The sequence below is a fragment of the Paraburkholderia sp. BR10872 genome (genome assembly GCF_040965835.1).
Lineage (GTDB): Bacteria > Pseudomonadota > Gammaproteobacteria > Burkholderiales > Burkholderiaceae > Paraburkholderia > Paraburkholderia nodosa_A.
Genome location: NZ_JBFRCN010000064.1, coordinates 1 through 12,180, shown reverse-complemented (window position 1 = coordinate 12,180; position 12,180 = coordinate 1). Strand labels below are relative to the sequence as shown.

At 67.7% G+C, this 12,180-nt stretch carries 10 protein-coding genes and 1 pseudogene; 2 read left to right on the top strand and 9 right to left on the bottom strand.

Features of this window, described 5'->3' with window-relative positions:
- Window positions 1-464: 464 nt before the first annotated feature.
- Entirely contained in the window at window positions 465-1,694 is a 1,230-nt protein-coding gene (locus AB4Y43_RS34515; RefSeq protein ID WP_342948520.1) for a lytic transglycosylase domain-containing protein, read from the top strand.
- Between the two features lie 77 nt (window positions 1,695-1,771).
- Here the strand turns inward: AB4Y43_RS34515 and AB4Y43_RS34510 are convergent.
- The 9 genes and pseudogenes from AB4Y43_RS34510 to AB4Y43_RS34470 form a co-directional block, all read right to left on the bottom strand.
- A pseudogene (locus AB4Y43_RS34510) lies at window positions 1,772-2,965 on the bottom strand (pyridoxal phosphate-dependent aminotransferase).
- Between the two features lie 84 nt (window positions 2,966-3,049).
- A complete protein-coding gene (gene nusB / locus AB4Y43_RS34505; RefSeq protein WP_042260852.1) occupies window positions 3,050-3,484 on the bottom strand; it encodes a transcription antitermination factor NusB in 435 nt (144 codons plus the stop codon).
- Window positions 3,481-3,996, bottom strand: coding sequence for a 6,7-dimethyl-8-ribityllumazine synthase (gene ribH, locus AB4Y43_RS34500; protein ID WP_069262726.1), 516 nt, complete (start codon window positions 3,994-3,996; stop codon window positions 3,481-3,483). The genes nusB and ribH overlap by 4 nt, the downstream gene beginning before the upstream one ends.
- Window positions 3,997-4,053: 57 nt before the next feature.
- The gene (ribBA, locus tag AB4Y43_RS34495) at window positions 4,054-5,220 is read right to left on the bottom strand and encodes a bifunctional 3,4-dihydroxy-2-butanone-4-phosphate synthase/GTP cyclohydrolase II (RefSeq protein ID WP_069262725.1); all 1,167 of its coding nucleotides are present in this window, start codon (window positions 5,218-5,220) and stop codon (window positions 4,054-4,056) included.
- 246 nt (window positions 5,221-5,466) lie between these two features.
- Entirely contained in the window at window positions 5,467-7,299 is a 1,833-nt protein-coding gene (locus tag AB4Y43_RS34490) for an ABC transporter ATP-binding protein (protein WP_368729826.1), read from the bottom strand.
- A 404-nt stretch (window positions 7,300-7,703) separates the two neighbouring features.
- Complete coding sequence (locus tag AB4Y43_RS34485) at window positions 7,704-8,342, bottom strand: riboflavin synthase (RefSeq protein ID WP_342948523.1); 639 nt, start codon at window positions 8,340-8,342, stop codon at window positions 7,704-7,706.
- A gap of 35 nt (window positions 8,343-8,377) precedes the next feature.
- Window positions 8,378-9,496: a bifunctional diaminohydroxyphosphoribosylaminopyrimidine deaminase/5-amino-6-(5-phosphoribosylamino)uracil reductase RibD gene (gene ribD, locus AB4Y43_RS34480; RefSeq protein ID WP_254352049.1), complete on the bottom strand. Its 1,119-nt coding sequence runs from the start codon at window positions 9,494-9,496 to the stop codon at window positions 8,378-8,380.
- A gap of 78 nt (window positions 9,497-9,574) precedes the next feature.
- On the bottom strand, window positions 9,575-10,900 hold the full coding sequence (gene hemL / locus AB4Y43_RS34475; protein ID WP_368729825.1) for a glutamate-1-semialdehyde 2,1-aminomutase: 1,326 nt from the start codon (window positions 10,898-10,900) through the stop codon (window positions 9,575-9,577).
- A gap of 208 nt (window positions 10,901-11,108) precedes the next feature.
- Window positions 11,109-11,648 carry a hypothetical protein gene (locus AB4Y43_RS34470; RefSeq protein WP_368729824.1) on the bottom strand — a complete coding sequence of 180 codons (540 nt, stop codon included), beginning with the start codon at window positions 11,646-11,648 and terminating at the stop codon, window positions 11,109-11,111.
- 220 nt (window positions 11,649-11,868) lie between these two features.
- Here AB4Y43_RS34470 and AB4Y43_RS34465 point away from each other — a divergent pair.
- Window positions 11,869-12,180, top strand: a 312-nt coding sequence (locus tag AB4Y43_RS34465) for an MFS transporter (protein WP_368729823.1), incomplete at its 3' end; no start/stop codon positions are given.

The following is a 12,180-nucleotide window of genomic DNA, read 5'->3' as shown; positions in this document are numbered from 1 at the left end:
GCCAATCTGCATAAGCGCCCGCGGACGCGCGTGCGACGCGGATTCCGCCCGATTGAACAGTGTTTATTATTACTATTGGTTATGTTTTCGGGATTCTATAGTATTGACGATCTATAAAACGCTGCTAGAATCCGTCCACATTGGTTGCAGGTTTTGAAATTTTTAGCCACCTTCCCGGTCCTTCAGACGCAACGCGTCGCCGTTTAGCCGCATCCCTGCACGGCTGTCCACGGTTTAGATTGGCTGTTCTCGTCAGCGCCTCTTCGCGCTGGCTTTTCGCGTGAGAACTCCGCGCGCGCACACTGCGTGCCTGGTCGTACAAAAGGAGTTCCACCCACGGCGACTTGCCGTTTTCCCGACGCCGCTGCCGCACCAGCCAGGGCGCGCGGTGTCTTGATCCTGCGATTGGTCGTCTGCTTCGCGCCGACCCTCCCGCTGGATCATGCAACATGGGAGATCTGTAGATGAATACCTGGTTATCGTGGTGGCGCGCCGACGAGCGTGTAGCGCTTGGCCTGCGTGCGCTGCTGCGTCGTGGCACGCGTCTTAGCCATCACCTGTTCAGCATTGTTGGCGGCTGTGCCGTTCTGTTCGCTGTTGCCGTCTGGCTCATGCCCACGCTGCGTGGCACGCTCGCCGCTCGCGTGATGCCGTTCGTCTCGGCGGCGGTGCAGGCCGGCCCGGCACGTCTGCTGCAAGGCAACCCGCTGCCCTCGTTCGCGCCCCCCGGCGTGACGAACAACGACGACAACGCCGACGGCGCGATGCTGCCCACGGCGCTCGCGCCCGATGCCGGTGCTGCCGGCGTCACTGCCGCCGCCGGCGCCACGGGCATTTCGCCCGCAGGCTCCAACGGCACGGTCGCGAAGGTCGCGAGCTCGGTGTCGAACGGCGGCATCGCCACGCTCGATGCCGTCACGCTCAACGGCCTCGATCCGCGTGCGCTGCCGACCAGCGTCGGCTCGCTCGCGCGCATGATTCCGCCCCAGCGCGTCACGCCCGACGCTCGCGATGACCGCGTGCTCGTTTCGGCGCGTGAACAGGCGCTCGTCGCCACCTATCTGGCGCGCCGCTACCGGGTCGCACAGGAGCCGGTCGGCGAACTCGTGAAGGCGGCGTTCGACACCGGCCGTGAAGTGGGGCTCGATCCGCTGCTGCTGCTCGCCGTGATGGCGATCGAATCGGGCTTCAACCCGTACGCCGAGAGTGGCGTGGGCGCGCAGGGCCTCATGCAGGTCATGTCGAAGGTGCACTCGGACAAGTTCCAGTACTTCGGCGGTCAGCGCGCGGCGCTCGATCCGCTCGCCAACATCAAGGTCGGCGCGCTGGTGCTCAAGGATTGCATCGCACGCGGCGGTTCGCTGCCGGGCGGCCTGCGTCTCTACGTCGGTTCGACGTCGCCGGACGACGGCGGCTACGGCGCCAAGGTGATGGCCGAGCGCGGGCGTCTGCGTGACGTCGCACGCGGCCGCAACGTGCCGATCAACGCGCCGCAGGCGCCCGTCACCACCACGGCCAGCACGTCTGCGCAGAAGGTGGCGAGCATCAACGGCGAGAAGCGCGTGCACGTGACGCTCGACAACGCCCACGCGATCGTCGAGAAGTCGTCGTCCGCGAACAGCGGTTCCGCTCAGGACGACGCCAGCACCAGCACGACGGCCCAGAAGCACGCTTCGTCCGAACTGGGTGCCTGAGCAGCTAGAGCTGAAAGACCGGACCAAACAAAAAGGCACCCGCGGGTGCCTTTTTCCATTTCTCGACCACTAGCGCATTAGCGTCCGAAGAACGTATGCAGCCGCTCGACCGCTTCCTCGAGGCGCTCGTACGCCGTGGCATACGAGAGCCGCACGTACTGATGCGGCGCGGCGACGCCGAAGTCCATGCCGGGCACCATCACCGTGCCCGCGTCGTGCAGCATTGCGCGGGTGAGCGCGTCGCTGTCGCCGGCGGCAGGGTGCGCAACGTTCGAGCAGTCGGCGTAGACGTAGAACGCGCCGTCGGGCATCACGGGCACCGTGAAGCCGAGCGACTCGAGCGCTGGCGCGATGAAGTCGCGGCGGCGCTTGAATTCGAGCCGGCGGCCTTCGTAGAGCTTCAGCGTGTCCGGGTCGAAGCAGGCGAGCGCGGCATGCTGCGCGAGCGCGGACGCGCAGATGAACAGGTTCTGCGCGAGCTTTTCGAATGCGCCGACCAGCGAAGGCGGCACCACGAGCCAGCCCAGACGCCAGCCGGTCATGTTGAAGTACTTCGAGAAGCTGTTGACGGTCACTACGTCGTCGCCGTACGACAGCGCGGAGACGGGCGGCGTGTCGTACGACAGGCCTTGATAGATTTCGTCGACGATCGTGAAGCCGCCGCGCGCACGCACGCTTTGCACGATGCGCTTGAGTTCGTCGGGCTCGATCGAGGTGCCGGTCGGGTTCGACGGCGAGGCGAGCAGCACGCCGCGCGTGCGCGGCGACCACAGGCGCTCGACATCGGCGGCGGTGAGCTAGAAGCGCGCTTGCGGGCCGCTCGGCACGAGCACCGGCTTGCCTTCCGCGGCGGCCACGAAGTGGCGGTTGCACGGATAGCAGGGGTCGGGCATCAGCACTTCGTCGTCGCGGTCGACGAGCGCGGTGCAGGCGAGCAGGAGCGCCGCCGAGGCGCCGGCCGTCACGACGATGCGCGCGGGGTCGACCGTGAGGCCGTACGCGTGCTGGTAGTGCGCGGCGATCGCCTCGCGCAGCGCGTGGATGCCGAGCGCGCTCGTGTATTGGGTGACGCCGCGGCGCAGCGCGGCGGCGGCCGCCTCGACGACGGGCTCGGGCGCCGTGAAGTCCGGCTCGCCGATCCCCATGTGGATGATGTCGCGTCCAGCGCGTTCGAGCTTCGCGGCTTCCTTCGCCAATTCCATGACGTAGAAAGGCTGGATCTCGTCGACGCGCGCGGCTAGCCGCAGCAGCGGTTCGGCAACGGTGTTCATGCGGGTCTTTCCAATACTGACAGATCACGCGGCGCGCGGGGCCGGGCGCTCAGGCGCACCCGCTCGCCCCGGCGGCTCGCGTTCTTACGACTTGCGGGCGTTTTGCGCTTCGGTGGCGCGCAGTTGCGCCGCGAGCTTGTCGAGCACGCCGTTCACGTACTTGTAGCCGTCCGAGCCGCCGAAGGTCTTCGTGAGCTCGACCGCCTCGTTGATCACGACGCGGTACGGAATGTCGACGTGATGCTTGAACTCGTAGGTCGCGACGAGCAGCACCGCGCGTTCGACGGGCGAAAGCTGCTCGATCGGACGGTCGAGGCACGGCGTGATGGCGGCGGACAGTTCGTCCGACTCGCGGATGACGCCGTGCAGGATCGCGTCCAGATGCTCGTGATCGGCCTTGTCGTAGCCCTGCGAACCGCGCAACTGCGCGTCGATCTCGCCGGCGGGCACACCCGACAGCAGCCACTGATACAACCCCTGCGTGGCCAGTTCGCGGGAGCGGCGGCGCGCGCTCTTCATTGCTGTTCCTCTTCGTCTTCCTCGTCTTCTTCGTCGTCGTCGCCGCCGTCGAGCTGCTCCAACGCCACCGTCAGGTTCGCCATTTCCACGGCGACGCGAGCGGCGTCACGACCCTTCTCGGTCATGCGGGCCACGGCCTGCTCGTCGCTCTCGGTGGTGAGCACGGCGTTCGCGATCGGCACGTTGAAGTCGAGCGAAACGCGCGAGATGCCCGCGCCGCTCTCGTTCGAGACGAGCTCGAAGTGGTACGTCTCGCCGCGCACGACCGCGCCGAGCGCGATCAGGGCGTCGAACTGGCCGCTTTCGGCGAGCTTTTGCAGCGCCAGCGGGATTTCGAGTGCGCCCGGCACGGTGACGAGCAGCACGTCTTCGCCCGTCACGCCAAGGCGTTCGAGTTCTTCGATGCAGGCGTCGGCGAGGCCGTTGCAGACGGGTTCGTTAAAGCGCGACTGGACGATGCCGATGCGCAGTCCGTCGCCGTCGAGGTTCGGTTGGTATTGTCCGATTTCCATGTGGTGTCCGTAAGTTCGGTTGAGCGTGGTGACGCGTGAAAAGAGCGCGATGCGACTTCAGGCGCGCGACGAGGCTGGGTCAGCGGCTTCAGGCGGGCAGGGCGCTTGCGCGTCCCCGCCAGGCATCGGCACGAAGCCGGTGACCTCCAGACCGTAGCCCGACATGCTGCCGAGGCGGCGTGGCTTCGAGAGCACCTGCATGCGGCCCACGCCGAGTTCGCGCAGGATCTGCGCGCCGATGCCGTAAGTCTTGAAGTCCACGGGCCGGCGGGCGAGCGCCTCCGCGCGCTCTTTCTGGTCGAACGCCTTGAAGACGTCGATCAGATGTTCCTTGGGTTCGCCGCAATTGAGCATGACGATCACGCCCACGTCGCGCGAGGCGATTTCGCGCATGGCGGCGTCGAGCGTCCACGAGTGCGTGGACGAACCCGTTTCGAGCAGATCCAGCACCGAAAGCGGTTCGTGCACGCGCACGGGCGTATCGACGTCGGGTTTCGGCGTGCCGCGCACGAGGGCGATGTGCGGCGTGCGCGTGGGGTGATCGACGTACATGATCGCGCGGAACTGGCCGTGCGCGGTTTGCATGGTGCGTTCCGCCACGCGCTCGACGATCGATTCGGTGCGGCTGCGGTAGTGGATCAGGTCCGCGATGGTGCCGACCTTCAGGCCGTGCTCCTGCGCGAACTCCATGAGGTCGGGCAGGCGCGCCATCGTGCCGTCGTCCTTGATGACCTCGCAGATCACCGAGGCCGGCGTGAGGCCGGCAAGCGCCGTGAAGTCGCAGCCCGCTTCGGTGTGGCCCGCGCGCACGAGCACGCCGCCTGGCTGCGCCATGATCGGGAACACGTGGCCGGGCTGCACGATGTGCTCGGCGCGCGCGTCGTGCGCGACGGCCGCCTTGATCGTGCGGGCGCGGTCGGCGGCGGAAATGCCGGTCGTAACGCCTTCGGCGGCCTCGATGCTGACCGTGAACGCCGTGCCGTACTGCGTGCCGTTGCGGTAGGTCATGAGCGGCAGGTTGAGCAGCTTGCAGCGTTCCTGGGTGAGCGTGAGGCAGATCAGCCCGCGGCCGTACTTCGCCATGAAGTTGATGGCTTCAGGCGTGACGAACTCCGCAGCGATGACGAGGTCGCCCTCGTTTTCCCGGTCTTCTTCGTCGACGAGGATGACCATCTTGCCGGCTTTGAGCTCGGCGATGATCTCAGGGGTGGAGGCGAGCGTCATGTTGGGATTCTGGCTGGAAAGGCCACATTTTACGCCACGCGGGCGGGCGCGTCGCCCAGAACGCGGGAAGGCGCGAATCGCGTCTGTTTCACGCTAGTAACGCCATGCGTCATTCGGGTGAAACGTTCCTATTCGTGGTTCATCTCGCGTGCTCGCGCGCATTGCGCCGCACGCGGGCGCGGCTCCCGCCTGAGCCGGCTTGCGGCGGGAGGGCGCGGCCGCGAGGGGGCACGAACGGGCGAGGCGTCAGCGCAGGATCACATCGTCGGCGAGTCCCTTCGTCAGTTCCAGCGCCTGGCGCTCGAACAGGCGCCGGTACAGGCCGTTTTCGCGGCGCACGAGCGCGTCGTGCGTGCCTTCCTCCGCCACGCGTCCGCGCTCGAGCACCAGCAGCCGGTCGAGCGCGCGCACGGTCGAGAGCCGGTGTGCGACGACCACGGTCGTGCGGCCTTCCATGAGCCGCTCCATGGCCTGCTGGATCAGCACCTCGCTTTCACTGTCGAGGCTCGAGGTCGCTTCGTCGAAGATCAGGATCGGCGCATTCGCGAGGAACGCGCGCGCGATCGCCACGCGCTGGCGCTCGCCGCCCGAGAGCTTCACGCCGCGCTCGCCCACGAGCGTGTCGTAGCCGTGCGGCAGCGCCGTGATGAAGTCGTGGGCGCTCGCGAGCTTCGCCGCGCGCTCGATTTCGGCGTGCGTGGCGCCGGGCCGGGCGTAAGCGATGTTCTCGGCGAGCGAGCGGTGGAACAGCACCGGCTCCTGCTGCACGATGGCGATCTGCGAGCGCAGCGACGCCTGCTGCACGCGCGCGATATCCTGGCCGTCGATCGTGATGCGCCCCTCGCACACGTCGTAAAGGCGCTGGATCAGCTTGATCAGCGTGGTCTTGCCCGAGCCCGAATGGCCGACGAGGCCCACGCGCTCGCCAGGCGCGATACGCAGCGTGAGGTTCTCGTAGAGCGGCCTGGCGTCCGCGTGATCGCCGTAGCGGAACGTCATGTTCTCGAAGCGGATGTCGCCCTGATCGATCACGATGGGCGGCGCATCGCGCTGGTCCTCGATGCCGAGCGGCGCCGCGTCGAGCGCGACGAGTTCTTCCATGTCGTTGACCGAGCGCTGCAGGTTGCGCACGTGCATGCCCACATCGCGCAGGTAGCCCTTGAGCAGGAAGAACAGCGTGAGCGCGAACGTGATGTCGCCGACGCTTGCGAGACCGCGCGCCCAGAGCAGCAGCGCCGCGCCGAGGATGGCCGCCTGCATGCCCACGAGCAGCGCGCCCTGCACGCCGCCGTTGAGCGTGCCGCGCTGCCACGTGCGCCGCGTGCGGCTGCTCCACTTCGTGACGACGCGCGCGAGCCGCGCTTCTTCGCGCGTTTCCGCGCCGAACGCCTTGACGACGGCGTTGCACGAAATGGCGTCGGCAAGCGCGCCGCCCATCTTCGTATCCCACTGGTTCGCGAGCCGGGCCGAGGGCGCGACGTAAAAGAGCGAGAGCGAGACCGTGATCGCCAGATACACGGCCGAGCCGAGGCCGACAACGAGGCCCATCACGTGCCACTGCACCGCGAGCAGGATGGTCGAGCCGACCAGCATGACGAGCGACGGGAAGAGGGCGACGAGCAGCGTGTCGTTGAGCAGATCGAGCGCCCACATGCCGCGCGTGACCTTGCGCACCGTGGAACCGGCGAAGCTGTTCGCGTGCCAGTCCGTCGAGAAGCGCTGCACGCGGTGAAAGGCTTGCGTGGCGATCTCGCTCATCATGCGCAGCGTCAGCGTGATGATGTTGCGGTACGCGGCCTGGCGCATGATCGTGCCGCCGAGCCCGAGCGCCGTGAGCGCCCAGAACGCGACGACCGCCGCATGCCAGGCGGCGCTGCTGGCTGCGCCGCCTTGCGTGAGGGCGTCGACGAGCTGGCCGGCGTAGTGCGGCGTGAGCACGTCGGCGAGCGCGCCGAGGAGCGAGGCGAGTGCGACGGCCGTGACGCGCACCGGTTGGCGCGCCCAGTGCCGGAAGGTGAAGCCGAGGACCTTGCGGAAGGTTTGTCCGCCCGATTCGGGTTTGTTGTTTAGCTCTGTCATGGACAGCATGCTCCGGACGTGATGCCCGAAGACTCTCCTGAAGCAAGCGTGAAGCGTTAAGACCGAAAACGGGCTTCGCACGCCCGGGCATCGGTTGCCGGACGGCCTGACCTCGAATTCGCTGAATACGGCGCGGCGTCTGAAAACATGCCGCGCGGGACGCGCTATGGCTGCGCTGGAAGCGGGACGGCTGCGTGACGCGACGCAACGTGCAACATCACCCGGACCATCGGCATGGCGGCGCTCGTGTCAATCGTTGCCAACTGTGCCTCCTGGTTCGATTCGGGTGATGGGAACGCGGCACGCCGTGCGGCGAGCGCGTAGGGAAAGGCTAGATTCTATCAGCGCCCCGGCGCGCGTGCTTGCGCGCGTGCGGGGCCGGCATGGCGCCGGCCAGGCGGCGCTTAGTCCTGCGCGGCCGAATTGGCGGCCTTCTCAGCCGAGAGCATCCGCTCCACATAGCGCGCGATCAGATCGATTTCGAGATTCACCTTCGTACCGGTCTGAAGATGCTTGAGCGTGGTGACTTCCACGGTATGGGGAATCAGGTTGATCGAGAATTCGCAGCCGTCCGTGCGATCGTCGACCGAGTTGACCGTGAGGCTCACGCCGTTCACGGTGATCGAGCCCTTGTAGGCGAGATAGCGGCCGATATCCGCCGGCGCGAGAATGCGCAGCTCGTGCGACTCGCCCACGGGCGCGAAGCGCGTGACGGTGCCGAGGCCGTCCACGTGACCCGAGACGATGTGGCCGCCCAGGCGGTCGTTCGCGCGCAGCGCCTTTTCGAGGTTCACTTCGCCCGTCGCCGCGAGGCCCACGGTGCGGTTCAGGCTTTCGCGCGAAACATCGACGTCGAAGCCCGTTGCCGACTTCTCGATGACGGTCATGCACGCGCCCTGGATCGCGATGCTGTCGCCGAGCTGCACGTCGTCGAGGCCGAGGCTCCCTGCATTGACGGCGAGGCGCACGCCTGCGTCGGCACCCGTGCCGAGCGGCTTGATCGATTCGATGCGGCCCACTGCCGCGACGATTCCGGTAAACATCGTGCTGTTCCTTGTGTTCAGTGCTTCAGTGAGGGTCAGGCGTCTTGCGTCGTGACGACACGCGCAAGAATGCGCAGATCGCTGCCGAGACGATCGACGGAATGAAAGGCGAGGCGCGTGCGCTCGTCGAGCGTTGCGGGCGCAGCGATGTCGATCATGCCGAGCGCATTCGTGCCGAGCAGCGACGGCGCCACGTACACGAGCAGTTCGTCCACGCAGCCTTCGCGCAGCAGCGAACCGTTGAGCTTGTAGCCCGCTTCCACGTGCAGTTCGTTCACGCCGCGCGCAGCGAGCTCCGTGAGCATGGCCGGCAGATCGACCTTGCCCTGCTCGTTGCCGAGCGCGACGATTTCGGCGCCGCGCACGCGCAACGCTTCGGCGCGTTCTTCGTTGCTCGCGTCGAGCGCCGCGCAGAACACGAGCGTGGGCGCGCCCACGAAAATCTGCGCGAGCGGCGAGGCGTCGAGCCGGCTGTCGATCAGCACGCGTTTGGGCTGGCGCGGGGTGTCGACGGCGCGCACGGTCATGCGCGGGTCGTCTTCCTTCACCGTGCCGATGCCCGTGAGGATGGCCGAGGCGCGCGCGCGCCAGGCGTGGCCGTCGGCGCGCGCGGCTTCGCCCGTGATCCACTGGCTTTCGCCCGAGGGCAGGCCGGTGCGGCCGTCGAGCGATGCAGCCACCTTCATGCGCACCCACGGACGCTTGCGCGTCATGCGCGAAACGAAGCCGATGTTCAGCTCGCGCGCCTCGTTGGCCAGCAGCCCGCAACGCACGTCGATGCCCGCGTCGCGCAAGATCGAAAGCCCGCGCCCCGACACGAGCGGGTTCGGGTCTTCCATCGCTGCAATCACGCGCGCGACCTTCGCTTCGATCAGCGCGTTCGCGCAGGGCGGCGTGCGGCCGAAGTGACTGCACGGCTCGAGCGTCACATACGCGGTCGCGCCGCGCAGGTCGTGCCCGCGCGCGCGGGCGTCCTTCATCGCCTGGATTTCGGCGTGATCCTGGCCGGCCGGCTGCGTAAAGCCTTCGCCGATCACCACGCCGTCCTTCACCAGCACGCAGCCGACGCGCGGGTTCGGGTCGGTCGTGTACAGGCCGCGGTGGGCGAGCGCGAGCGCACGCTCCATGTGGACGAAATCGGATTGCGAAAACATCGTCGGGCTTTCTCCCGGGCGGCGGTCAGATGGGGCCGGCGAGGCGCGCGCCGCGCCGGCGGTCGTTGGCGTGATGCCTTATTGCGTGACGTTTTCCGCCGCGGCTTCCGCTGCAAACGCGCTGCGCGCCGCGGCGATGGTCTCGTCGAGGATCGCGTCGTCGTGGGCGCTCGAGACAAAACCCGCCTCGTAGGCCGACGGCGCGAAGTAGACGCCCGCGTCCAGCATGCGGTGGAAGAAGCGGTTGAAGCGCGCGATGTCGCTCTTCGTGACCTCGGCGAAGCTACCCGGGACGTTGTCGGCGAAATAGAGGCCGAACATGCCGCCCACCGAATCCGCCACGAACGGCACCTTCGTTTCGCGCGCCGCGGCCGACAGCCCCTTCGCGAGACGTTCGGTCTTCGCGGTGAGCTGTTCGTAGAAGCCGGGCGCCTGGATGAGTTGCAGCGTTTTCAGGCCCGCCGCGACCGCGATCGGATTGCCCGAGAGCGTGCCTGCCTGATAGACCGAGCCGTTGGGCGCAAGGTGATCCATGATCTCGCGACGGCCGCCGAAGGCAGCCGCCGGCATGCCGCCGCCGATCACCTTGCCGAGGCACACCATGTCGGCCTCGACGCCGTAGAGCGCCTGCGCGCCGCGCAGGCCGACGCGGAAACCGCACATCACTTCGTCGAAGATCAGCACGCTGCCGTGCTTCGCCGTGAGGCTGCGCAGTGCGCCGATGAACTCGGGCGTGGCCTTCACGAGGTTCATGTTGCCCGCGACCGGTTCGACGATCACGGCGGCGATCTCGTCGCCGAACGCCTTGAATGCTTCTTCGAGCGCCGCGACGTTGTTGTATTCGAGCACCGTAGTGTGCTTCGCGATGTCCACCGGCACGCCCGCCGACGTCGGGTTGCCGAACGTGAGCAGCCCCGAGCCGGCCTTCACGAGCAGGCTGTCGGCGTGGCCGTGGTAGCAGCCTTCGAACTTCACGATGCGGTCGCGCTTCGTGAAGCCGCGCGCGAGACGCAGCGCGCTCATGGTCGCCTCGGTGCCGCTCGACACCATGCGCACTTGCTCCATCGACGGGACGATCTTGCAGATTTCCTCGGCGATCTCGATCTCGGCCTCGGTGGGCGCGCCAAACGAGAAGCCATTCGCGAGCACGCGCTGCACGGCTTCCAGCACTTCCGGATGCACGTGGCCGACGATCATCGGGCCCCAGGAGCCGATGTAGTCGATATAGCACTTGCCTTCGGCGTCCCAGAAGTACGGCCCTTGCGCGCGCTCGATGAAGCGCGGCGTGCCGCCGACCGAGCGGAACGCGCGCACGGGCGAATTCACGCCGCCCGGGATGGTGCGCTGGGCGCGTTCGAAGAGGGCTTCGTTGCGGTTCTGCGTGCTGGACTGGGTGTTGGACATGAGTGCTGGACCTGCGAAAGTGGTGTGGCGCGCGGCGCTGACGAAACGGGCTGGCGTACGGACCCATGCGGCGCCGCAGGGGCGCGGGCGATGGGGCTGTTCTCCTGAAATTGTACCGGAGTCGCGCGGATCGGGCCGGCGCCCCGGGTCGGCCTGGAGGGCCCCCGGCGCGCCCGGATTCAGCGCGCTGACGGCCCCTTTTTGCCTGCTACTTTCTGCCTTTGCGGGCTGGCGGCGCGAGGTGCGGCGCCGTGTCGCGCAGATTGTCGTGCCATGCCTGCATGGCCGCGACGGCCGGCGCCGGCATGGGCCGCCGCCCGGTCAGTCCGGCCCAGCGTTTTTCCAGCGCGCCTTCGGCCGCCGGCTTGATGACGGTGCCCGAACTCTGTGCGTCCCAGGTCTGGATCGAAAACGGGTGCACGCGCAAGTCGTCGCGCGCGATGACGACATCCTCGCCCGCGTCGACGAGCCAGTCGTAGACGAAGTCGATACACAGCCGGTAGCCGCGCTTGTACGCGGCGTCCGGCACTTCGTAGGGTGCACGCGTGACGTAGCCGGAACCGAACAGCCCGCGCGGCTCGGCAGCCACACGATGCAGGAACACCCGGTCGCCCGGCAGGATGCCGCGTGCGAAGCCGCATCCCCAGGTGTCGGCGACGGCTTCCCCGGCGCGCACACGGCGCGCGAAGTCGGGCAGTTCGGGCCAGGGCCACTTCTTGGGGCTCCAGATGAGCAGGAAGGCGGTCATGTCGGCAACGCGGCAAGTTGAGCGAAAGCGGGCAGCTTAGCGCAAAGCCGCGCCGCCGCCGCATGTAGGGCGGCAGATGGGGGGCAAGGGGTGTCAGGTACAATTCGGCGGCACTCCGTTGCTGTTTTTGTCCGCTTTCGTCCGCTCCTGCAGCGACGGATGAATCGGCCCCTGACATCGAGACCGCGCGAGCCGCGCGAGTTTCGCCGCCACACACACCATGTCCCATTCCCCGCGCCGCCGGCCCGATGGCCGGCTGATTCTGTTGCTCGGCGCACTCGCCGCCTGCGGCCCGCTCGCCACCGACATGTATCTGCCGAGCCTGCCCGCCATCGCGCAGTCGTTCGGCGTGAGCGCTGCCGCTGCGGCCTCGACGCTCACGAGCTTCATGGCCGGCTTTTCGATCGGCATGCTGCTCTACGGCCCGGTTTCCGACGCTTACGGCCGCCGCCCCGTGCTGCTCGGCGGCATCGCGCTCTTCACGGTGGCCAGCATTGCCTGCTGGCTCTCGTTCTCGGTGGGCGAGCTCGTG